This is a genomic window from Akkermansia muciniphila (assembly GCF_900184965.1).
Taxonomy (GTDB): domain Bacteria; phylum Verrucomicrobiota; class Verrucomicrobiia; order Verrucomicrobiales; family Akkermansiaceae; genus Akkermansia; species Akkermansia muciniphila_A.
This window is the reverse complement of the sequence record NZ_FXYA01000185.1, coordinates 137377-158039: the sequence shown is the minus strand read 5'-3', so window position 1 is coordinate 158039 and position 20663 is coordinate 137377. Positions and strand designations below refer to the sequence as shown.

Below are 20663 nucleotides of genomic sequence, written 5' to 3'. Positions count from 1 at the left end.
CCCTCTCTCCCGGACAGGTAGGGATTGAAAGAAAAAAACTTTATGCTACCCTTTTGCCCATGTCTGATCTGCCCAAAGCATATGATCCCTCCCTGGTGGAAGAAAAATGGCAATCCCGCTGGATTGAAGAAGGTTGTTTCAAGGCTGACCCGGCTTCTGAAAAGCCTGCCTACTCTGTCGTCATCCCTCCCCCCAACGTCACGGGAGTGCTGCATCTGGGCCATGTGCTGAACAACACCATCCAGGACATCCTGGTACGCCGCGCGCGCCAGAAAGGATATGAAGCCCTCTGGCTGCCCGGCACAGACCATGCCGGCATCGCCACGCAGGTAAGGGTGGAAAAAGACCTCAAACAGACAACGGGCCAGAGCCGTCATGATCTGGGCCGTGAAGCCTTCCTGGAAAAAGTCTGGGAATGGAAAGAAAAACACGGAGGCATCATCATCAACCAGCTCCACAAGCTGGGTTGCTCCTGCGACTGGGACCGTGAACGCTTCACGATGGATGAGGAATACACCAAAGCCGTCGGACAGGTCTTCATTGAACTCTTTAAGGAAGGGCTCATCTACCGGGGGCGCCGCATGGTCAACTGGTGTCCCGTATCCCTCACGGCCCTCTCTGATGAAGAAGTCATCATGACTGAGCAAAAAAGCAAGCTCTACACCGTTCTTTACAAACTGGAAGACGGCTCCGGCGCCCTCCATGTAGCCACTACCCGCCCGGAAACCATCATGGCGGACGTGGCTGTGGCCGTCAACCCGAAGGATCCGCGGTACGCCCACCTCATCGGAAAAAACGTCATGCGTCCGCTCAACCCCACCCCCATCCCTATCATCGGAGATGAATATGTAGAAATAGAATTCGGCACGGGCGCTCTGAAAATCACGCCGGCCCATGACAAGGCCGACTTTGAAATAGGCCGGAAATTCAACCTGGAAATTATCGATATCCTTACCCCCGACGGTCATATCAACTGCCCGGAAGTGCCCGAACTTCACGGCATGGACCGCTTTGACGCGCGTCGTAAATCCGTGGAAATGCTGGAAGCCTCCGGACTCATGGTCAACATTGAAGACTATGATAACAAAGTCGGGTTCTCCGAACGCGCCAATGTCCCGATTGAACCGCGCCTCTCCATGCAGTGGTTCCTCAAATACCCCTGCGTGAAAGAAGCTGCGGACGCCATAGCGGAAGGGGATATCACTTTTCGCCCCGCGCGCTGGGCGAAAACCTACGCCCACTGGCTGGAAAACATCCAGGACTGGTGCATCTCCCGCCAACTCTGGTGGGGCCATCGCATCCCCGTCTGGTACCGCAAGGACAAGGCGGAAGAACTCAAGAACGCCCCGGCGCTGGACGCCTCCGCACTGGAACAGGGCTTCCTCTACGTGGGAACCGAACCGCCTCAGGACCCGGACAACTGGATTCAGGACAACGACGTAATGGACACATGGTTCTCCTCCTGGCTGTGGCCTTTCTCCACCATGGATGAAGAGACCCGCGCCAAATTCTATCCCACTACGGATCTTGTCACGGGACCGGACATCATCTTCTTCTGGGTGGCGCGCATGATCATGGCCGGATACCGCTTCCAGCATAACAAACCATTCAGCAACGTCTTTTTCACGTCTATCATCCGTGACAAAATCGGGCGTAAAATGAGCAAATCCCTGGGCAACTCCCCGGATCCGCTGGACCTGATCGCCAACTACGGAGCAGACGGCCTCCGCTTCGGCCTCATGCGTATCGCCCCCACGGGAACGGATGTGCGCTTTGACGAAAACCAGATCAGCGAAGGCCGCAACTTTGCCAACAAACTGTACAACGCCACGCGTTTCCGGCTGATGCAGGGAGATGCCAGGGGAGGAACGGCCCCGCACTACTCGTCCGTGCATATTTCCATCATCTCCAAGCTCAAGCAACTGCATGCAGATGTAGAAAAAGCGCTGGCGGACTACGAATTCAACGCCCTCATCCAGACCCTGTACCAATTCTTCTGGAACGAATACTGCGACCGCTTCCTGGAAGCCGTCAAAGGTGACCTGAAGGACGGGGCGGACCCTGCGGCGCGGGCGGCCACGCTCACCACCATGGACACGGTGCTCAGGCACTACCTGGCTCTTCTGCATCCGGTCATGCCTCATATCACGGAAGAACTCTGGGCCTCCCTGGGCTTTGCGGAAGACAACGGCGGCCTGCCGCTCATGCGCACTCCCCTCCCCTCTGCCGAAAACCTTCTGGCGGGACTTGATGAAAGCCGCATCACCCTGGCGAATACCCAGGCCGCGGCTCTTTATGAAACGGCCAACAAGGCCCGCAACCTGAAAGCGGAATACGACCTTTCCAACAATAAAAACGTCAGCTTCATCCTGAAAACTCCCCACGACGTTCCCCAGGACCTTCTCTCCCGCCTGGCCATTCTGGCGAACGCCAAATCCGTCATCCGGGACGCGGCCTACTCCTCTCCCAAAGGAACGCCGGCAGCCCTCACGCCGCTTGGGGAACTCTTCCTGCCTCTGGAAGGCCTTATTGACGTGGAAGCGGAAAAGGAACGCCTGGGCAGGGAACTGGACAAAATAGCCAGGGAAATAGCCAAATCCGCGGCCAAGCTGGGTAATGCAGGCTTTGTGGAAAGAGCTCCGGCGGAAGTCGTGAACCAGGAAAAAGCCCGTCTGGCGGACTGGGAAGCAAAACAATCCCAGTTAAAAGGGATGCTTGATTCCCTTTCCTAACCATCTATCATTCCGGGAATGAATAATATTCAAAAGTACTTTGCCGGCCGCGAGCAATTCATTGAGTTGCTTGAAGCGGTGGGCATACGCACTCTTGAACAATTCGCTTCCGCGGACCCCTCCACCGTTTTGCCTGAACTCCACCAGGCAAAACGGATGTTGAAACTGCAAACGGAAATTCCTTCCGCTCCCGTTTTCAGGGAATGGGTGAATCAGGCTCTTTCCTCTCCCACGGTGCCGGAACCGGAGCTTCTTCCCTCCCATGAGGAAGACGCCCTCCCCCTTGCCACGCCCGTTGACCCTCCGGTTACTGATTCTTCAGAAAACAGAAAGGAACGGGGACGTTCCCATACGGACGGCCCGCCAAAACATCTCTCCGCCAAGGCCAGGCTGCAGGAAGAACACTGCTACCATCCCGCAAAACATGTTCACACCCTCAAGAAACCGAAAACCTACCTTCGCAAAAAGGGCATCAAGCACATGACCTCCTTCCGGACATGGATGGGAGCCGTTACCGTCCTGCTCCTGTTCTTCTGCATCCTCTTCTCCATTTCGGTCACCACCCTTGTGCTTCTCAATGGAGAACGAGGCTGGCCATTAATCAGCCTCTGCTTCGGCCCCTGGATTCTGGCGATGATTCTCTATCTCTCCCTGGCGCTTCCCCGGAAATGCAGCGTGTGCAGGGCTCATGTCTTTTCCTTTAAAAAATACACTCGCAATAAGGCGGCCCACCACATTCCCCTGTTCGGCTACGTATTTGCCACGGCGCTGCATATATTCCTCTTCCGCTGGTTCCGTTGCCCGGCCTGCGGTTCCTCCCAGCAGCTGGGAAAATGCCGAACTGAACAGCACAGGCATTAACGAAGCCTTAGCTCCTGCGCCAGACTTCCCGGATTCCCGGTTTCTTGCCTTCTCTTTTCCCCTTGCCAGGCATTTGGAAGGAGATTCCTCGTCTGTCCTTCCTTCCATTATTTCCCCTGTTCCCTCACTTCAAATCCGCGTTTTGACAAAACAGAAAGCCCCTTCCAGCTTCTCCTGGTTCCAGGGAACGGCTTCCGGCAAAGCCTACCCCCCGTCCGGTAACTTATTCTATAAAAATCCACCAACAGGAACCGCCCCAAAGCCGGCCAGGAAAAATACGGCTATAAGGCCGCTTCCCCGGATCTTCCGAATAAAAACGTCTCCTTCCTCTTCTCGTACGCCAGGCAAGGAATGTGTTCCGACAACCTTTTCCCTATATGGGAACCACACTGCAATGTAAATTGATCAGCAAAATGCGGACAATAAAAAACGCCGTCCTCCCTTTCAGAGGACGGCGTTTAAAATCCTGAGGCGTCTCGATTAGAGCACTTCCGGAGCAAGGGAAACAATCTTCATGAACTTCTTTTCACGGAGTTCACGAGCGACTGGCCCGAAAATACGGGTGCCGCGCGGGTTGTTATCCTTGTCGATGATGACGACGGCATTGCCGTCAAAACGAAGCACGGAACCGTCATCACGGCGGATCGGGGCGGCGGTGCGTACTACCACGGCCTTCACCACGGTTCCTTTCTTCACGGAAGCGGTGGGAATGGATTCGCGGATGTGGCAGGTAATAATGTCGCCAATGTGAGCCTGACGGGTGCGCTTGCCGATAACGCCAATCATCTTGGCGGAGCGGGCGCCGGTATTGTCGGCTACCTGGACTAGGGATTCCATCTGGATCATGGTATCAAATCTCCTTTACTTAATGGTTGATTCCTGATTAATGGGTAAGCACTTCCACCAGTTCCCAGCACTTCAGCTTGGAAAGCGGGCGGGTTTCAACGATACGTACCTTATCGCCTACCTTGGCCGTGGAATTCTCGTCGTGGGCATAGAACTTCTTGCTCTTCTTGACGATCTTCTTGAATTTGGGGTGCGGAACGCGGGCGACGTACTCCACAACGATGGTCTTGTCCATCTTGGTGGAAGTCACCACGCCGACGCGCGTCTTGCGAAGGCCGGGCTTCTTGGTTGTTTCGGTTTGTTCGGACATTGGATTCTAAAAGTGTTAGAATATTCTGTAATTACCGGAAATCCTCAATTAAACCTCCCCGGTTTCGCCCTGAATGGTAAGGGCGCGGGCAAGGTCCTTGCGGACGGTGCGGATTCTCTGGTTGTTTTCCAGCTGACCGGTAGCCTGCTGGAGGCGGAGATTGAAAAGTTCTTCACGAAGGCTGCGCACCAGAGCGGAAAGCTCCTTGGCGGACATAGCACGAAGTTCTTTGGCGGAGTTCTTATCGGACATGGTGATGAGTAGCTTTAGTGTTGAACGCCTTGACGATAGACGAAGCGGGTTGATACGCCCAGCTTGTTGGAAGCCAGCCGAAGGGCCTCACGCGCCTGAGATTCGGTCACGCCGCCTACTTCAAACAGAATGTTGCCGGGACGGACAACGGCTACCCAGCCTTCCACAGCGCCCTTACCCTTACCCATACGGGTATCCGGGGGACGGGACGTAAAGGATTTCTGCGGGAAAATGCGGATGAACACCTTACCTTTACGTTTCAGGTAACGGTTGATCGCAATACGGCAGGCTTCAATCTGGTTGTTGGTGATCCAACCACGGTCGAGCACCTGAAGGCCGAAGTCACCAAAAGCAACATAGGTACCGCTGGTGGCATTGCCGGAACGGCTGCCGCGGTGCATCTTGCGGTGCTTCACTCTCTTGGGCATTAAAGGCATATCTTATTCCTCCTTGTGTTAAGTGTGATGAACAAATGTGGTAGCGGCTTTCTCAGGCGCGCGGACGACGGGGTCCGCGGGGGCCGGACGGACGGGAATTCTGCTGGGAGACGACTTCATCGCGCTTGTTGACCCAGCACTTCACACCGATGATGCCGTACAGGGTACGGGCTTCGGCGAAACCGTAGTCAATCGGAGTGCGGAGCGTCTGCAACGGCACCTTGCCTTCGCGGTACCATTCGGCACGGGCAATGTCAGCCCCGCCAAGACGGCCGGCGCAACGGATGCGGATGCCGTCGGCCCCGCGTTCCATGGCAACCTGCACGGCGCGCTTCATGGCGCGGCGGAAGGAAACGCGGCGTTCCAGCTGGACAGCCACGTTCTCTGCAATGAGCTGGGCGTCCGTTTCAGGGGAGCGGATTTCCACAATGTCAATATTGACCTGGGTGGAAGCGCCGCACAGGCCCTGGAGATACTGGCGGATCTTTTCAATTTCCTCACCCTTGCGGCCAATGACAAGACCCGGACGGGCAGTGTGGACGGTGATACGGACACTGTTCCAGGCGCGTTCAATCACGATGCTGGAAACGGCGGCGGACATCAACTGTTCCTTGATGTACTTGCGCATCACCAAGTCTTCATGCAGCTTGGTGGCGTAATCCTGGCCCGTGGCGTACCACTTGGAGCGCCAGTCCTTGTTGACGGCGAGGCGGAACCCGATTGGATTTACTTTCTGACCCATGATATTAGTTCAGCTATATGTGTGTTAGATTGGTATGGCCTAGCCTTCTTGATCGGCCAGGATAACGGTGATATGGGATGTGCGCTTGCGGATCATGTTGGCGGATCCGCGGGCGCGGGGCATCGTGCGGCGCATCGTGGGGCCCTCATCGACCATGACGGACTTGACCACCAGCGTATCAACGGACAGTTCCGCATTATTTTCGGCGTTGGCCAGCGCGGACTTGAGCGTCTTATTCAGCAGGTAGGCACCCTTCTTGGGGGTGTAGGACAGGATGTCGGTCGCCTGGGAGACGGACAAGCCTTGGATTTCTTGAGCAACATCGCGCATCTTCTTGGCGGAGATGCGGGCGTATTTGTAAACAGCTTTCACTTCCATGGGTTTTTCCTCGTAGTGCAGGTTATTATGAAGATGATTTAGTCGTTGGTTTTTACTGAGGCAGAATCTCCGACGCGCACCGGATCGGCAGGCGTCTCAAGCTTCTGAACAAGCGCGCCACATACTTCCTTGCGGACGTCCGTGACTACGGCTTCTCCGATGGTTTGAGCTCCCCGGGTTAACCGAACCGGCATCCCGACTTGCATTCCTGCCGTTCTGCCGGTATTCAGCACCACCACTCCGGACTCGGAATCAATGCTGAGCACCTTGGCTTCCGCCAGGGTTCCCGCGCCATCTCGCACGGGCTGTTGCCTGTATCCCAGAACGGATTCCAGCAGGCGCAGAGAACTCTCCACAGCCGTCCTGGCGTTCGCATCTTCGGATATGGCTTGTTTCATGTAGGCAAGGATGGCTCCGGAGAGCTTGACGGACGCCTGCTCCAGCCGCTGGATGCGGTCATTAAAGGCTTCGATGTCCGCCATCGCCTGAATCAGGCGTTCCTCGCTGTTACCTAGCGCAGCGCCCCCCAAAGCTTCCAGCCTGGAACGGATCTCCACCAGCTGTGCGGCCGCCTTGTCGGCGTCGCTGCGGGCCTGGGCATAAGATGCCTTGAGGGCCGCATTCTGCTTTTCGAGGCGCTCGATTCTGCGCGTCAGTGCCGCCGTATCCTCTTCCGCTCCCTGCAACGCCCCGCCCAGCCCTACAAGGGTGGTAAGAGAGTATGCAAGGATGGAAGAAGAATTCGACATGTTGATTGTTAACTTACTGATTACTTCTTACCGATACCGCCGTGCTGTTTGAAGACACGAGTCGGAGCAAATTCACCAAGCTTGTGGCCTACCATGTTTTCCGTGACGTACACGGTGGCAAAGTTCTTGCCGGCGTGCACCAGGAAAGTCAGGCCGACGAAGTCAGGCGTAATCATGGATGCGCGGCTCCAGGTCTTGATCGGCTTGCGGTCGCCGGATTCAAGCTGAGCGTCGATCTTGGCGAGAAGCTTTTGGCTGACAAAAGGGCCTTTTTTGAGAGAACGTCCCATGTTATATAATCCTAGTTAAAGTTATAATATATTGATTACTTGGCATTGCGGCGCTGTACGATGACGGAGTCGCTGGGCTTGCGGAGACGGCGGGTCTTCTGGCCCTTGACGTGGCCCCACGGAGATTTGAGGTGCTGGCGACCGCCACCGGACTTGGATTTGCCTTCACCACCACCGTTCGGGTGGTCGACGGGGTTCATCGTCATACCGCGCACGGTAGGACGAACACCCATCCAGCGGGTACGGCCGGCCTTGCCGGACATTTCATTCATGTGCTGGGTATTGCCCACCTGACCGATCGTGCAGTAGCAATCTTCATTGAAACGGCGGATTTCACCGGAAGGCATCTTGATCAGCGCGTAGCCTGCTTCACGGTTGGAAACGATGGCCTGCTGGCCGGCAGCGCGGGCAACCTTGCCGCCGGAACCCGGACGAATTTCAATGTTGTGAACGGAAGTACCCAGAGGAACGTTCTTCAAGGGCATGGCATTGCCTACCTTGGGAGCAACCTTCTGGCCGCTTTCCACCTTCATGCCCACCTGCAGCCCCGTAGGGGCCAGAATGTAGGATTTTTCACCATCCTTGTACTCAATCAGAGCAATGCGGCAGGTGCGGTTGGGATCGTATTCGATCGTAAGAACGGTAGCGGGCACGTCAAACTTGTTGCGCTTGAAGTCCACCAGACGGTATTTGCGCTTATGGCCACCGCCAATGTGGCGGGTGGTGATGCGGCCGTTGTTGTTGCGGCCGCCGGATTTCTTGAGGGGTCTGCAGAGACTCTTTTCCGGGGTAGAGGTGGTGATTTCGTCAAAGGACGGCCACACCTTGTAACGGTTAGAGGGAGTAACTGGCTTGAATGACTTGAGGGACATGATAGCTTTCCTTCCTAGTAGGGGGCGTTAAACGAGATCAAGGGTTTCACCGTTGGCAAGCTTGACATAAGCCTTTTTCCAATGAGCGGTGCGACCTGCATCAGAGCGACGCTGGCGCTTGAGTTTGCCGTCATAGTTGGCGGTACGCACGGATGCGACCTTCTTGCCGAAAGCGACTTCGACAGCCTTTTTGATTTCGATTTTGTTGGCGTCACGATCAACTTCAAAGACCAGCTCGCCGGTAGTTTCCTGGAGCATGGTGGCCTTTTCGCTGATGCGCACCTTCTTGATGACTTGGTAAATGTCTTTCATGGCTTCTTAAGCAGTACGGCTGGCGAGGGTTTCTAAAGCGTTGTCAACGAGAATCACTGCATCAGCATTCATGAGCTGTTCAATGTTCACTTCCGCGGCGGTCATCAGGAGGACTTCCTGAACGTTGCGGGCGGCACGGTAAGTGGTTTCGTCAAAGGAAGCTGCCACGATGAGCACCTTCTTGGCGTCCGTCAGGTCTTTGACGGCTTTGATGAAAGATTTGGTCTTGCCGTCAGCCACGGAGAATTCGGAAACGGTGCTGACCTTGGAAGCGGCAATCAGGTCACCCAGAACGCGGCGCAGAGCCAGGCGTCGGGTGCTCTTGTTCACCTTCTTGCTGTAGTCGCAGGGACGGGGACCGAAGACCACGCCGCCGCCCACAAAGATGGGAGCGCGCTTATCGCCGTGACGGGCATTACCGGTGCCCTTCTGACGGAAGATCTTCTTGTTATTGCCGCTGACTTCTGCGCGGGTCTTGGAATTGGCGGAACCGGTGCGGCGGTTCGCCTGGTAAGCCACGATCAGGTCATGCACAGCCTGGGAGCCCTTGTCACTGCCTACAACCTGGATGTTGGCGGCGGCGGCGGCTTCTAATGTAAAGGTATTTGCGGACATAGATAGGTTTTCCTATAATCAATGTGAGGTTAACTAAAGCCTTACTTCTTCTTGGCGGGGCGAATCACGAGGTAGGAACCGCGCGCGCCGGGCACAGCGCCGGAGATAAGAATGACATTATCTTCCGGACGAACGGCGACGACCTTCAGGTTCTGCACCGTGCGCTTGGCATTGCCCATCTGTCCGGGCATCTTCTGGTTCTTCCAGACGCGGCCGGGTGTGGAACAGCCGCCTACGCCGCCGGTACGGCGGTGCATCATGGAACCGTGGGCGGCGGGAGAACCGTGGAAGTTGTGGCGGCGCATCGCGCCCTGGAACCCCTTGCCTTTGGAAGTGCCGATCACATCAACCCACTGTCCGGCGGAAAAGAGATCCACGCCGGGATCTTCAGAACCTTCAGCAGGCAGTTCGGATGCTTCTACGCGGAATTCCTTGAGAAGTTTGGTAGGCTGGATGCCCAGTTTCTTGAAGTGGCCGGCCTGAGGCTTGGCCACGCGGCTTTCCTTCTGCGCATCAAAGGCGACCTGGATAGCATTGTAGCCGTCCTTCTCTTCCGTTTTAATTTGAGCGAAGGTGTTGCCTTTGACGTCAATGACGGTCACGGGCACCATAGCGCCGGATTCCTGGTCAAACAGACGGGTCATGCCGACCTTTTTTCCGATAAGTCCTAGAGCCATTGTAGTGTGTCTTTCTGTTTTTTAATTACTTATCCGGGTGCCAAACTAGATGCGGATCGTGATGTCCACCCCAGCCGGAAGATTAAGCTTCTTGAGCTCATCAATCGTGCGCGCGGTCGGATCGACGATGTCGAGCAGACGCTTGTGGGTGCGGATTTCAAACTGTTCGGCCGATTTTTTGTTGACGTGAACGGAGCGGTTCACAGAAAACTTTTCAATGCGGGTCGGCAACGGAATCGGGCCGTGAACTTTGGCTCCGGTGCGCTTGGCGGTTTCAACGATCTCCTGGGAGGAGCGGTCGATAGCGCGGTAGTCAAATGCGCGGAGTCGAATGCGGATTTTTGGACTTTGCATGGACGTGCGGTCTATTGGTTATACTTCAAAGGTTTGTTTATTTAGCCTTCTCGCTGACAATCTGGTCAACGAGGTTCTGGGGCACCTGTTCAAAGTGGGAGGGCTCCATGGAATAGGAAGCGCGGCCACTGGAAAGGGTTCGGATGGCGGTGGAATAACCGAACATTTCGGACAAGGGGACCATAGCCTTCAAAATGCAGGCATTGGCCTTGTTTTCCATGTTGCTGATCTGGCCGCGGCGGCGGTTCAGGTCGCCCATGATGTCGCCCTGGTAATCGGTCGGGGTGGAAGCTTCAACGGACATGATGGGTTCCAGCATGATCGGCTTGGCTTTCTTGAAAGCGTCCTTCATGGCGAAGATGGCAGCCATCTTGAAAGCGTTTTCATTGGAGTCCACTTCGTGGTAGGAACCGTCCACCACTTCAACGTGCACGTCCACCACCGGATAACCGGCGACGACGCCCGTGGTCATGGCTTCATTAAGGCCGGCATAAACGGCGTTCATGTATTCCTTGGGAATGGCGCCGCCTACGATCTTGTTTTCAATGGTAAGTCCCTTGCCGCGTTCGTTCGGCTTCACATCGATGACCACGTGGCCGTACTGGCCGCGGCCGCCGGACTGCTTGACCAGCTTGCCGTCGCCATGGGCAGGGGCAGTAATGGTTTCGCGATAGGCAATCTGGGGCTTGCCGATGTCGGCTTCCACCTTGAATTCGCGCATCAGGCGGTCAATAATGATTTCCAGGTGAAGCTCACCCATGCCGGAAATCAGGGTCTGGCCGGTTTCTTCATCAGTCTTCACCCGGAAAGTCGGGTCTTCTTCAGACAGACGGCCCAGAGCATTGGACATTTTTTCCTGGTCAGCCTTGGTCTTGGGTTCTACCGCCATGGAAATAACGGTTTCCGGGAAAGTGGGGGGTTCCAGGCAGATATCATTGTCCGGGCTGGTGATGGTGTCGCCCGTGGTCACGTTGCGCAGCCCCACGATGGCGGCAATGTCACCGGAGTACACGGCATCAATATCCGTATGCTGGTCAGCCTGAATCTGGATAATGCGGCCCACGCGTTCCGTCTTGCGGGTGCGGGGATTGTACACAGTGTCACCCTTCTTGAGAACACCGGAGTACACGCGGATGAACACCAGCTTGCCGACGAATTTGTCAGCCCAGAGCTTGAACGCCAGCACCATGGGCTTGGCGTCGTCCGTAGCGGTGATTTCGAAGGTCTTTTCCGGATCCAGCGTGCTTTCCGCATGGGCGGGAACGGTTTCTACCGGAGAGGGAAGGTAATCCACCACAGCGTCAAGCAGGAACTGGACGCCTTTGTTTTTGAAAGCGGAGCCACCGGCAACGGGCACAAATTTGTTGGCGATGGTGGCGCGGCGGATAGCTTCCTTGAGCTCTTTGGGAGTGAAGGGTTCTTCCATGAGCACCTTTTCAGCAAGCTCATCGTCCACGTCGGCCACACGGCTCACGAGTTCATGGTAGGCCAGTTCGGCTTCTTCCTTGAGTTCGTCGGGAATATCCTCAATCGTGTAGGTGGAGCCCAGGCGGTCGTTGTCGGCGTAAATGACGGCCTTCTGGTTCACCACGTCGATCTGGCCGCGGAGCTGGTCTTCAGCGCCGATGGGGATCAGAATGGCAGCGGCATTCGCGCCCAGCTTGTTGTGGATATCGTCCAGCACATTGTTGAAGTTGGCGCCGGTACGGTCCATCTTGTTGACGAAGCACATGCGGGGCACGCTGTACTTGGTGGCCTGACGCCACACGGTTTCCGTCTGAGGCTGAACGCCGGCCACGCCGCAGAACACCACGATGGCACCGTCAAGCACGCGAAGGGAACGTTCCACTTCAGCGGTGAAGTCAACGTGTCCGGGAGTGTCGATAATGTTCAGCTGGAAATTTTCGCCTTCGAACACTTTGCTGATACCTTCATTCTTCACCTGCTTCCAGTTGGTGGTGACAGCAGCGGAGGTAATGGTGATACCGCGTTCGCGTTCCTGCTCCATCCAGTCGGTCGTGGTGGAACCGTCGTGGGTTTCACCAATCTTGTGAATCATGCCGGTGTAGAAAAGAATACGCTCGGACAACGTGGTTTTGCCGGCGTCAATGTGAGCGGAAATACCGATATTGCGGTAACGCTCAAGGGGAGCCTTGCGATTGGGATTATTTACGTGATCGGACATAGTGTCTGGAAAGTATCTGTAGTGATCGAAAGTGAATGATTCGGCTGACAGTCGCGGAAGAAATTACCAGCGGAAATGAGCAAAGGCGCGGTTGGCCTGAGCCATTTTATGAACGTCGTCGCGCTTGCGAACGGAAGAACCCTGATTGTTGGCGGCTTCCTTGATTTCGTTGGCGAGAGCCTTGTGCATCGGCACCCCTTTGCGGTTGCGGGCATAGTTCACAATCCAGCGCATAGCCAGGGATTCGGAACGGGCCGGATCCACTTCAAGCGGCACCTGGTAAGTAGCGCCACCGACGCGGCGGCTCTTCACTTCCACACGGGGCTTGGCATTTTCAATGGCGCGAGTGATCACTTCCAGAGGATCAATGCTGTCCGTGCCTTCGTTAGCCATGTCAATAGCGGCATAAACAATGCGTTCCGCAAGGGAGCGCTTGCCATCCAGCATAACCTTGCTGATCAGTTTGCCAACAAGAGCGCTGTCGTAACGGGGGTCACGACGTTCGATTTTTCTATAAACGCGTTTACGGCGAGCCATAATATATAGTAGGTAAGATGTTTGGTTTACTTGGCAGCAGCCTTCGGACGCTTGGCGCCATACTTGGAGCGGCCCTGACGGCGCTTGTCAACACCGAGGCAGTCAAGAGCGCCGCGGACGATATGGTAGCGAACACCCGGCAAGTCCTTCACACGACCGCCGCGAACAAGCACGATGGAGTGTTCCTGAAGGTTATGACCTTCGCCGCCAATGTAGGCGATCACTTCTTCACCATTGGTAAGACGGACTTTAGCCACTTTACGGAGAGCCGAGTTCGGCTTTTTGGGCGTACGGGTCATCACCTGGAGACAAACACCGCGGCGTTGCGGACAGCTATGAAGAGCACGTGATTTGGACTTCTCTTCCGGAGTAATACGTCCCTTGCGGACGAGCTGATTAATGGTCGGCATGTTTTCCTGCTTTGGTTGTGGTTCGTCGGTCTGATCCGATATTCAAGGCGAACATTCCTTTTTATAAGCAGGAAGCGCGCCTTTTTTCCGGAGGCAAACCCGATAGAAAACGTATTTCTTGTGCCTTTCGGCACGTTTGGGGACGGCCAATATAACGTGATTTTATATCATGACAAGTCTTTTATTCATCTTTTCCTAAATATTTTATCCGTGCCATTTTCCCCGCACCTTCCAAAACTCCATTTCGGATTCCCGGGATCCTTTTTCCTCCCCGTCCGGCAGTTTCTCCACAGATGAAGAATAAAACAGAAAAATTTCCCCGCAGGCAGAAAAACTATTTCTTCATGTCCGGCCCCTTACCGCAAAAAAATGCCTGAAGCGCCGGAGAGACACGAACAAAACACGCCTGTCATCAGAATTCGCGAAAAAGTTTTTTTCATCAAAAACGGCAGCCGGGCTATTCATTGCGCATCCGCCAGCTGTCCCATTTTGCCCTGTCCGGAAAATATGACATAAAAAATCCGTTTCCGGAACGCATCCAGAAACGGATTCCATCAATGAACTCAGCAGGCCGTTATTTCCCGGGAGTTACCAGGGAATGCCCGGACATTTCAGCAGGTTGTTTCAACCCCATCAGGCTCAGCAGCGTGGGAGCGACATCCGCCAGAATGCCATTGGAAAGGGTTACCTGATCCTTGTCGGCCGCCACATAAATAAGGTCCACAAGGTTGGTCGTGTGGGCTGTATTCGGGGACCCATCCTCATTGCGCATATGTTCGGCATTGCCGTGATCCGCCGTAATAAGCAGCTTGCCGCCAAGTTCCAACACCTTCTTCACGCACTTTTCCAAGGCGCTGTCCACCGCTTCGCAGGCGGCAATGCCGGCTTCCACAAATCCGGTATGGCCCACCATGTCCCCATTGGCGAAATTCATGATGACCACATCGTACTTGTCCACAGCGTCCACAAACTTATCCGCCACTTCCGCCGCGCTCATCTGGGGCTTCAGGTCATAAGTGGCCACTTCCCGGGGGGAAGGAACAAGAATGCGGTCTTCTCCGGGGAACTGGGTCTCCACACCCCCGTTAAAGAAGAAAGTAACGTGGGCGTACTTTTCCGTTTCCGCTATGCGGAGCTGGGTTTTCCCGGCTTCCGACACAATCTGCCCGAAAATATTGTTCAACTGTTCCTGTTCAAAAACAATGGGAGAGGGATACTTGGCATCATATTCCGTTAACGTCACATAGTGCACTTTAGGCGTCACTTCACGGTCAAAGCCGTCAAATTCGGGATAAAGGAAAGCGTCGCTCATCTGCCGGGCGCGGTCCGCACGGAAATTGAAGAAGAACACCACGTCGTTATTCCGTACGCGCTGTTCGTTGCCATAGGCAAAAATGCCGGGCTTCAGGAACTCATCCGTCTCACCCTTCGCATAACACTGCTCCACATATTCGGCAGGGGAGCAGGAGCACTGTTCGCCGCGGCCCAGCACGATGGCATCCCATGCCAGCTTATTGCGGTCCCAGCGTTTGTCCCGATCCATCGCATAGAAACGGCCGACAACCGTGGCAATTTTGGCGCCGTACGGCCTGACGGCTTCCTCCAGCTGGCGGACAAAACCGGCTCCGCTGGTCGGCGAACAATCGCGGCCATCCGTAATGGCATGGATGCAGATATCGCGGACACCCGCTTCATAAGCATATTTGACGATGCCGATCAAATGGTTGATATGGCTGTGCACGCCGCCGTCGCTCACCAGGCCGAGCAGGTGCAGGCGGGAAGAAGCGGCCTGGGAAAAAGCGGTCTTCAGCACGGCGTTTTCCCCCATGGAACCATCTTTGATGGCATTGTCCACCCGGCAGAGATCCTGAAAGACAACGCGGCCCGCGCCCAGGTTCAAATGCCCTACCTCGGAATTGCCCATCTGACCGTCCGGAAGGCCCACATCCTCCCCGGAAGCGCCCAGCAGGCTATGGGGATAGTTGGCAAGGAGGTAATCAGTGAAGGGGGTATCAGCCAGAACAGTGGCGTCACCGTACTCTTTCGCGACATCAGGCCCCAACGGATTGCGGCCCCAGCCGTCGCGAATAACAAGAACGACAGGCTTTTTAGAAGACATGGGCTTTATTTACAGGCATCTCCTCCTTTTGAAAAGCCTGAAATCAGGCATTCCCTCTCCGATTCCGAAATTGCCTGAGGTTTGCCGCCCCTCCCCAAACGAACGACCACATATCTTCCCCTCATCACCGGACGCCCGGAATGAAACACGGCAAATTTCCATTCCAGAGAACTGGTTCCCACCGTTCCCAGACTTAATTCAATGCTCAGCCAATCTCCCAGCCCCGCGGAGCTGGAGTAATCCGCCTCCACATGCACGCGGGGCCAGCCGCAGTCTGGGGAAAAAATCTCCACTCCCCGGGAACGCAGGTACTCGTGCTCCACTTCCTCCACCAAACAAAGCAGACGGGAGAAATGGGCCACCCCGGAAGCATCCGTATCATGAAAAGCTACCTGGCGCGTTCTGACAAAGGGAATGCAGGGAAAATCTTCAGGCATGCCGTCATCCTGCCCTCTCCCCCGGAATCATGTCCAGCCGCAAATGCGCGACAATATGTCACATCAGCTTGATTTGTGACATGCCGCTCTTTATATATAAGAGCGAGCCGCACGGCAACGGAACCGCCGCCATGAAAAAAGACACCATTGACAAGCTGATCGGCCGCATTGACCACATCAAGGAGGAAGACCTCCAGCGCTTTTTTGTCAAGCTGGCGGAACAGCAGGGTTTTTTCCAGCAGGTATTTGAAGCCATTCAGGAAGGCCTGATCCTGCTGGATAACAAGGGGAAAATTCTGTTCGTCAACCAGGCTGCCCTCAAACTCTTTGACAAGGAACGCGGGCAGATCACTCCGGATGACTTCTGTATTTTCCTGGGCAGGGACTGTACATGGGACACTATCCAGCAGAGCCGGACCGCCGTCTCCCGGGACACGGAAATCTTTTACCCGGAGCACAGATTCCTGAACATCTTCATTTCCCCTATCGGCGGCAAAAACCAGGGCCACCTGGTCCTGATACGGGATGAAACACCCCGGCAGAAGAAAAACGCGGAAAACATTGAGGCAGAACGACTTAATGCCTTAACGCTACTGGCCGCAGGAGTGGCTCATGAAATAGGCAACCCCCTCAATTCCATAGGCCTCCATCTCCAACTCCTGGCCAGAAAGGCAAAGCAGCTGCCTCCAAAATACCGGACGGATATGGAGGAACTGCTGAAAACAGCGGAGAGCGAAACCACGCGGCTGGACGTTATCCTGAAGCAATTCCTCCAGGCCATTCGCCCCACCAGGCCCATCCGGGAACCCTACAATATTGAAACCATCCTCATGGAAGTGCTGAAACTGCTGGAACCGGAAATCCAGCAGCGCGGCATCCAGATCAACACGGACCTCCAGCCCAGTCTTCCCATCCTCAGCCTGGACCCCGTCCAGATCAAACAGGTCTTTTACAACCTGATCAAGAATGCCTACCAGGCCATTCCTCCGGAGGGAGGCACTATTCTGCTCAAAAGCGGTTATACGGATGACAGCGTATTCGTCACTGTGGCGGATACCGGCTGCGGCATTTCACCGGAGGTCATGGGCAGTATTTATGAACCTTTCCTGACCACCAAATCCACCGGCTCCGGACTGGGGCTGCTTATCGTTCGCCGCATCGTGAAAGAACACGGCGGCTCCATCACCCTGGCCAGCCAGCCGGGTCAGGGAACCACCATCACGGTCTTCCTGCCGCGCGTGGAACGCACCATCAGGCTCCTGCCCCCCTCCATTCCATCATGAAGATGCCTGTCTTGCTGATCGTAGATGATGAAAAACCTACGCGCGACGCTCTGCGCATGGGTTTTCAGGATGATTACGAGGTATACACCGCCGCCAATCTCTCCCAGGCTTCCGCCCTCCTGCGGGAAGAATCTCCGGATCTGGTCCTGACGGATCTGAGACTGGGCGGGGAAAGCGGCATGGATGTACTGAAAGCCGCCGCCGCCCTGCCCCACCCTCCGCAAAGCATCATGATGACTGCCTACGGCTCCGTGGATGCCGCCGTAGCAGCTATGAAAGAGGGAGCGTACGACTTCGTCACCAAACCCCTGAATCTGGACGCCGTGGAGCTGGTGCTCAAACGGGCGCTCCACACCCGGAACCTGGAAACGGCCAACCAGGAACTCACCACCCGCATCCAGGCGGACTCCGGCCTGCAAAAACTGCTGGGCAGATCCGCCGCCATGGAACACGTATTCTCCATTATTCGCCAGGTGGCTCCCAGCAAAACGACCGTGCTGATTGAGGGGGAAAGCGGCACCGGGAAAGAACTCGTAGCCCAGGCCATCCATTCCCTCTCCGGAAGGCCGGAAAATAAATTCGTGGCCGTCAACTGTGCGGCCCTTTCCCCCCAATTATTGGAAAGCGAGCTGTTCGGCCATGAAAAAGGCTCCTTCACCGGAGCCGGACAACGCCGCATCGGCCGTTTTGAGCAGGCGGACGGCGGCACTATCTTTCTGGATGAAATCGGGGAAATAGATGCCGGAACGCAAGTCCGGCTACTGCGGGTGCTGTCTGAACGGACCATAGAACGCGTAGGGTCCAATGTATCCATTCCCGTCAATGTGCGCGTTATCGCGGCCACCAACAAATCATTGAAAAGACTCGTCCAGGAAGGGAAATTCCGGGAAGACCTCTACTTCCGTCTCAATGTGGTGCATATCCAGATGCCCCCCCTCCGGGACCGCCGGGAAGACATTCCCCTGCTTGCTACCGCCTTCCTGAAAGAATTCGCCAGAGAAAACAACAAGGAATTCAAGCCTCTTTCCCGGGAAGCGCTTGAAGCCGTCCGGAATTACCAGTGGCCGGGAAACGTTCGTGAACTCCGCACGGCCATGGAACATGGCGTCGTCATGAGCAATTCCGCCAGCATAGGCATCCACCATCTTCCCCCTCAACTGCAGGATACTTCTCCGGAAGCCCCTCCACAGGAACGGCCGGAGGACAATGAACCCAACACGCAGAATGGGCTTGTCCCGGCCGGGGTTTTGAATTTATCCTTGCTGGAACGGAATGCCATCCAACAAGCGCTGGCCCAGTCAAACGGCAACAAAACGGCAGCGGCCCACCTGCTGGGCATCAGCCGGCGCACCCTTCAACGCAAACTACAAGATATCCTCCATTCATGAATGAGTCCTCCTCGGCATCCCGCACCCCTTTTATCATCATCCTTATCCTGCTGCTGGCAATCACGGGGGTGCAGTATTTTTTCAACTTTAACGGGCTGGGCACCGACGCCGCCATGGACCACGCCCAAATCGCCCGCAACGTAGCCAGGGGGCAGGGGATGACCACCAACTGGCTGAGGCCCATCCAGATGGTCTCCGGGAGTACCCGCGCCGGCCTCAACCCTTTTCTTTCAGACGCCCAGATACACGAACAGGAAGCCATCCGGGCCGGACAGGGCGAAACCCTCGTCGATCCGGAAAAATTCAATCCCTACGCCCTCCGGGACACACGCAACGCTCCGTTGAACATTCTGGTGGAAGCAGTCGTCTTCAAGATGGCCGGCGTCCACAAATTTGATTTGTGGAGCATGACGGGCTCATCCATGATTTATCTGCCTGACCGAATTGTGGCGGGCATTTCCTGCATGTTTTTCATCCTGGCCGTCCTGAGCTGCTACTACATCCTCCTCCGGATGTTTGACGTCACCATCGCCTGCTTCACCTGCCTGACGATGATACTCAGTAATCTTTTCCTGCAATACGCCACCAGCGGCCTCCCGCAGATGATGATGCTCTTCTTCTTTGCCTGGGGCATCTATTTTCTGTACCGGGCGCTGCAAAACAAGGAGGAGAACCGCGCATTCCTGCTGCCTCTCATCGGCAGCTCCATCTGTTTCTCATGCGTCTGTCTCACCGGGTGGATCGGGCTGTGGCCCATGGCCGGTTTTCTGATTTTTGCAGGCATCCGGTTCAGGCCGCACGGCCTGTACTGCATCCCGGGCCTTATCATTCTCCTTCTTTTCCTGGCCTACCCCATTTACATCAACCGCTCCCTCAGCGGGGGCTTCTTCGGAACGGCTTACTACACCATCTTCACGGGGCTGACCGGCAATGAAGAAATAGCGATGAATGCTCTGGTTTCCGGAAGCATTCCCATCGCCGCCCAAAAAGTCGTCACTTCCGTCATCAACAACATTCTGACACAGGGTGACCTTCTCTATGAAAACCTCGGCAATCTTCCCCTGGCCATGGTATTTCTGCTGGCCCTCCTGCATAAATTCAAACGGCCGGAAGTCAACCAGTCCAAATGGGGCATTTTTGCCATGTGGGTTCCTGCCGTCATCGGCATGGCCATTTATACCTCCAATAAAACCGGCATTTCCTTAGGGCAGATTCAAATCCTCTTCGCTCCCTTTTTCACGGCCTACGGCACGGCATTTGTTCTCAACCTGATTGCCAGGCATTCCAACAGAGAACTAATCTCCATCCTTCGGGGCGGCGTTCTGCTGCTTTCCCTGCTCATCACATCCCTTCCGCTTCTGCTCAACCTTCCGCACATTGTGCGGGTGGGCATCCTGACGGCCGGCCGCGGTATTCCGGCATGGCCTCCCTACTATCCCCAGGGCCTTAACCGGGATCTTCGCTCCCAGACGGCGGAAAAGGATTTCATTCTCACGGACCAGCCGGCCGCCGTCGGCTGGTATGCAGACCGGAAAGCCATCGGCATCCCCAAAATGGTGGAACAACTCATGGTGCTGGAACGCATTCTGAAATTCCACGGCGGCAAGGTGGGCAGCATCCTGGTGACTCCCTCTTCCACATCAAAAATGAACCTCCGCACCATTGCCTCCTCCTACGGAGAATTCACCCCCCTCGTTCTGGAAGGCACCGTTCTGTTCCAGACCAAGGATAAAAATCCCGTGTACCTCTTTGACCACAGTCAGGCGCTTGCTCCCCTGGCGCAGCGCTTCGGCACGCCTGATTCCCGCCAATTCATTCAGGGAGCGGAAATGATTCTTTACAAAGACCTTCAGGAAACCACTCCTCAACCTTAATCC

Annotated in this window: 23 protein-coding genes; 5 read left to right on the top strand and 18 right to left on the bottom strand. The window is 55.5% G+C overall.

Annotation, left to right across the window (positions count from 1 at the left end; translation table 11 throughout):
• The first annotated feature begins 59 nt into the window (after positions 1 to 59).
• Together CI070_RS06275 and CI070_RS06270 are read left to right on the top strand one after the other, a co-directional pair.
• The gene (locus CI070_RS06275) at positions 60 to 2732 is read left to right on the top strand and encodes a valine--tRNA ligase (protein ID WP_094137491.1); all 2673 of its coding nucleotides are present in this window, start codon (positions 60 to 62) and stop codon (positions 2730 to 2732) included.
• A gap of 18 nt (positions 2733 to 2750) precedes the next feature.
• Positions 2751 to 3593 carry a DUF4332 domain-containing protein gene (locus tag CI070_RS06270; protein ID WP_094137490.1) on the top strand — a complete coding sequence of 281 codons (843 nt, stop codon included), beginning with the start codon at positions 2751 to 2753 and terminating at the stop codon, positions 3591 to 3593.
• Between the two features lie 480 nt (positions 3594 to 4073).
• On the opposite strand, the gene rplN is transcribed toward CI070_RS06270, so the two are convergent.
• The 18 genes from rplN to CI070_RS06180 form a co-directional block, all read right to left on the bottom strand.
• Entirely contained in the window at positions 4074 to 4439 is a 366-nt protein-coding gene (rplN, locus tag CI070_RS06265) for a 50S ribosomal protein L14 (RefSeq protein ID WP_012419350.1), read from the bottom strand.
• Positions 4440 to 4476: 37 nt separating this feature from the next.
• Positions 4477 to 4749 (bottom strand): 30S ribosomal protein S17, encoded by a 273-nt coding sequence (gene rpsQ / locus CI070_RS06260; RefSeq protein WP_012419351.1) that lies wholly within the window; start codon positions 4747 to 4749, stop codon positions 4477 to 4479.
• A gap of 48 nt (positions 4750 to 4797) precedes the next feature.
• On the bottom strand, positions 4798 to 5001 hold the full coding sequence (rpmC, locus tag CI070_RS06255; protein WP_022198347.1) for a 50S ribosomal protein L29: 204 nt from the start codon (positions 4999 to 5001) through the stop codon (positions 4798 to 4800).
• A gap of 14 nt (positions 5002 to 5015) precedes the next feature.
• Complete coding sequence (gene rplP, locus CI070_RS06250) at positions 5016 to 5438, bottom strand: 50S ribosomal protein L16 (protein ID WP_012419353.1); 423 nt, start codon at positions 5436 to 5438, stop codon at positions 5016 to 5018.
• A gap of 52 nt (positions 5439 to 5490) precedes the next feature.
• A complete protein-coding gene (gene rpsC / locus CI070_RS06245) occupies positions 5491 to 6180 on the bottom strand; it encodes a 30S ribosomal protein S3 (protein ID WP_012419354.1) in 690 nt (229 codons plus the stop codon).
• Positions 6181 to 6219: 39 nt separating this feature from the next.
• Positions 6220 to 6558 carry a 50S ribosomal protein L22 gene (gene rplV / locus CI070_RS06240; RefSeq protein WP_012419355.1) on the bottom strand — a complete coding sequence of 113 codons (339 nt, stop codon included), beginning with the start codon at positions 6556 to 6558 and terminating at the stop codon, positions 6220 to 6222.
• 38 nt (positions 6559 to 6596) lie between these two features.
• Complete coding sequence (locus tag CI070_RS06235; RefSeq protein WP_094137489.1) at positions 6597 to 7307, bottom strand: hypothetical protein; 711 nt, start codon at positions 7305 to 7307, stop codon at positions 6597 to 6599.
• Positions 7308 to 7327: 20 nt separating this feature from the next.
• The gene (gene rpsS, locus CI070_RS06230; protein ID WP_012419357.1) at positions 7328 to 7597 is read right to left on the bottom strand and encodes a 30S ribosomal protein S19; all 270 of its coding nucleotides are present in this window, start codon (positions 7595 to 7597) and stop codon (positions 7328 to 7330) included.
• A 35-nt stretch (positions 7598 to 7632) separates the two neighbouring features.
• Positions 7633 to 8469, bottom strand: coding sequence for a 50S ribosomal protein L2 (gene rplB / locus CI070_RS06225; RefSeq protein WP_012419358.1), 837 nt, complete (start codon positions 8467 to 8469; stop codon positions 7633 to 7635).
• A gap of 27 nt (positions 8470 to 8496) precedes the next feature.
• Positions 8497 to 8781: a 50S ribosomal protein L23 gene (rplW, locus tag CI070_RS06220; protein ID WP_012419359.1), complete on the bottom strand. Its 285-nt coding sequence runs from the start codon at positions 8779 to 8781 to the stop codon at positions 8497 to 8499.
• A gap of 6 nt (positions 8782 to 8787) precedes the next feature.
• Positions 8788 to 9396 carry a 50S ribosomal protein L4 gene (rplD, locus tag CI070_RS06215; protein WP_012419360.1) on the bottom strand — a complete coding sequence of 203 codons (609 nt, stop codon included), beginning with the start codon at positions 9394 to 9396 and terminating at the stop codon, positions 8788 to 8790.
• 41 nt (positions 9397 to 9437) lie between these two features.
• On the bottom strand, positions 9438 to 10073 hold the full coding sequence (rplC, locus tag CI070_RS06210; RefSeq protein ID WP_094137488.1) for a 50S ribosomal protein L3: 636 nt from the start codon (positions 10071 to 10073) through the stop codon (positions 9438 to 9440).
• Positions 10074 to 10118: 45 nt separating this feature from the next.
• On the bottom strand, positions 10119 to 10427 hold the full coding sequence (gene rpsJ / locus CI070_RS06205; protein WP_012419362.1) for a 30S ribosomal protein S10: 309 nt from the start codon (positions 10425 to 10427) through the stop codon (positions 10119 to 10121).
• A gap of 37 nt (positions 10428 to 10464) precedes the next feature.
• The gene (fusA, locus tag CI070_RS06200) at positions 10465 to 12612 is read right to left on the bottom strand and encodes an elongation factor G (RefSeq protein ID WP_094137487.1); all 2148 of its coding nucleotides are present in this window, start codon (positions 12610 to 12612) and stop codon (positions 10465 to 10467) included.
• A 63-nt stretch (positions 12613 to 12675) separates the two neighbouring features.
• On the bottom strand, positions 12676 to 13149 hold the full coding sequence (gene rpsG, locus CI070_RS06195) for a 30S ribosomal protein S7 (RefSeq protein ID WP_012419364.1): 474 nt from the start codon (positions 13147 to 13149) through the stop codon (positions 12676 to 12678).
• 26 nt (positions 13150 to 13175) lie between these two features.
• Entirely contained in the window at positions 13176 to 13559 is a 384-nt protein-coding gene (rpsL, locus tag CI070_RS06190) for a 30S ribosomal protein S12 (protein ID WP_012419365.1), read from the bottom strand.
• A 574-nt stretch (positions 13560 to 14133) separates the two neighbouring features.
• Positions 14134 to 15678 carry a 2,3-bisphosphoglycerate-independent phosphoglycerate mutase gene (gene gpmI, locus CI070_RS06185; RefSeq protein WP_094137486.1) on the bottom strand — a complete coding sequence of 515 codons (1545 nt, stop codon included), beginning with the start codon at positions 15676 to 15678 and terminating at the stop codon, positions 14134 to 14136.
• Positions 15679 to 15683: 5 nt separating this feature from the next.
• Positions 15684 to 16115 (bottom strand): acyl-CoA thioesterase, encoded by a 432-nt coding sequence (locus CI070_RS06180; RefSeq protein WP_094137485.1) that lies wholly within the window; start codon positions 16113 to 16115, stop codon positions 15684 to 15686.
• 80 nt (positions 16116 to 16195) lie between these two features.
• On the opposite strand from CI070_RS06180, the gene CI070_RS06175 reads away from it, so the two are divergent.
• The 3 genes from CI070_RS06175 to CI070_RS06165 are packed head-to-tail and all read left to right on the top strand — an operon-like array spanning position 16196 to position 20660.
• Positions 16196 to 17398 carry a two-component system sensor histidine kinase NtrB gene (locus CI070_RS06175; protein WP_179218592.1) on the top strand — a complete coding sequence of 401 codons (1203 nt, stop codon included), beginning with the start codon at positions 16196 to 16198 and terminating at the stop codon, positions 17396 to 17398.
• A complete protein-coding gene (locus CI070_RS06170; protein ID WP_094137483.1) occupies positions 17395 to 18786 on the top strand; it encodes a sigma-54-dependent transcriptional regulator in 1392 nt (463 codons plus the stop codon). Before CI070_RS06175 ends, CI070_RS06170 begins: the two co-directional genes overlap by 4 nt.
• Entirely contained in the window at positions 18783 to 20660 is a 1878-nt protein-coding gene (locus tag CI070_RS06165; protein ID WP_094137482.1) for an ArnT family glycosyltransferase, read from the top strand. The genes CI070_RS06170 and CI070_RS06165 overlap by 4 nt, the downstream gene beginning before the upstream one ends.
• Positions 20661 to 20663 lie beyond the last annotated feature (3 nt).

Excerpts from the sequence above, each read along its gene's own strand:
- CI070_RS06275 (WP_094137491.1), top strand. The coding sequence starts at position 60 with ATGTCTGATCTGCCCAAAGCATATGATCCCTCCCTGGTGGAAGAAAAA.
- CI070_RS06270 (WP_094137490.1), top strand. The coding sequence starts at position 2,751 with ATGAATAATATTCAAAAGTACTTTGCCGGCCGCGAGCAATTCATTGAG.
- rplN (WP_012419350.1), bottom strand. The coding sequence starts at position 4,439 with ATGATCCAGATGGAATCCCTAGTCCAGGTAGCCGACAATACCGGCGCC.
- rpsQ (WP_012419351.1), bottom strand. The coding sequence starts at position 4,749 with ATGTCCGAACAAACCGAAACAACCAAGAAGCCCGGCCTTCGCAAGACG.
- rpmC (WP_022198347.1), bottom strand. The coding sequence starts at position 5,001 with ATGTCCGATAAGAACTCCGCCAAAGAACTTCGTGCTATGTCCGCCAAG.
- rplP (WP_012419353.1), bottom strand. The coding sequence starts at position 5,438 with ATGCCTTTAATGCCCAAGAGAGTGAAGCACCGCAAGATGCACCGCGGC.
- rpsC (WP_012419354.1), bottom strand. The coding sequence starts at position 6,180 with ATGGGTCAGAAAGTAAATCCAATCGGGTTCCGCCTCGCCGTCAACAAG.
- rplV (WP_012419355.1), bottom strand. The coding sequence starts at position 6,558 with ATGGAAGTGAAAGCTGTTTACAAATACGCCCGCATCTCCGCCAAGAAG.
- CI070_RS06235 (WP_094137489.1), bottom strand. The coding sequence starts at position 7,307 with ATGTCGAATTCTTCTTCCATCCTTGCATACTCTCTTACCACCCTTGTA.
- rpsS (WP_012419357.1), bottom strand. The coding sequence starts at position 7,597 with ATGGGACGTTCTCTCAAAAAAGGCCCTTTTGTCAGCCAAAAGCTTCTC.
- rplB (WP_012419358.1), bottom strand. The coding sequence starts at position 8,469 with ATGTCCCTCAAGTCATTCAAGCCAGTTACTCCCTCTAACCGTTACAAG.
- rplW (WP_012419359.1), bottom strand. The coding sequence starts at position 8,781 with ATGAAAGACATTTACCAAGTCATCAAGAAGGTGCGCATCAGCGAAAAG.
- rplD (WP_012419360.1), bottom strand. The coding sequence starts at position 9,396 with ATGTCCGCAAATACCTTTACATTAGAAGCCGCCGCCGCCGCCAACATC.
- rplC (WP_094137488.1), bottom strand. The coding sequence starts at position 10,073 with ATGGCTCTAGGACTTATCGGAAAAAAGGTCGGCATGACCCGTCTGTTT.
- rpsJ (WP_012419362.1), bottom strand. The coding sequence starts at position 10,427 with ATGCAAAGTCCAAAAATCCGCATTCGACTCCGCGCATTTGACTACCGC.
- fusA (WP_094137487.1), bottom strand. The coding sequence starts at position 12,612 with ATGTCCGATCACGTAAATAATCCCAATCGCAAGGCTCCCCTTGAGCGT.
- rpsG (WP_012419364.1), bottom strand. The coding sequence starts at position 13,149 with ATGGCTCGCCGTAAACGCGTTTATAGAAAAATCGAACGTCGTGACCCC.
- rpsL (WP_012419365.1), bottom strand. The coding sequence starts at position 13,559 with ATGCCGACCATTAATCAGCTCGTCCGCAAGGGACGTATTACTCCGGAA.
- gpmI (WP_094137486.1), bottom strand. The coding sequence starts at position 15,678 with ATGTCTTCTAAAAAGCCTGTCGTTCTTGTTATTCGCGACGGCTGGGGC.
- CI070_RS06180 (WP_094137485.1), bottom strand. The coding sequence starts at position 16,115 with ATGCCTGAAGATTTTCCCTGCATTCCCTTTGTCAGAACGCGCCAGGTA.
- CI070_RS06175 (WP_179218592.1), top strand. The coding sequence starts at position 16,196 with ATGCCGCTCTTTATATATAAGAGCGAGCCGCACGGCAACGGAACCGCC.
- CI070_RS06170 (WP_094137483.1), top strand. The coding sequence starts at position 17,395 with ATGAAGATGCCTGTCTTGCTGATCGTAGATGATGAAAAACCTACGCGC.
- CI070_RS06165 (WP_094137482.1), top strand. The coding sequence starts at position 18,783 with ATGAATGAGTCCTCCTCGGCATCCCGCACCCCTTTTATCATCATCCTT.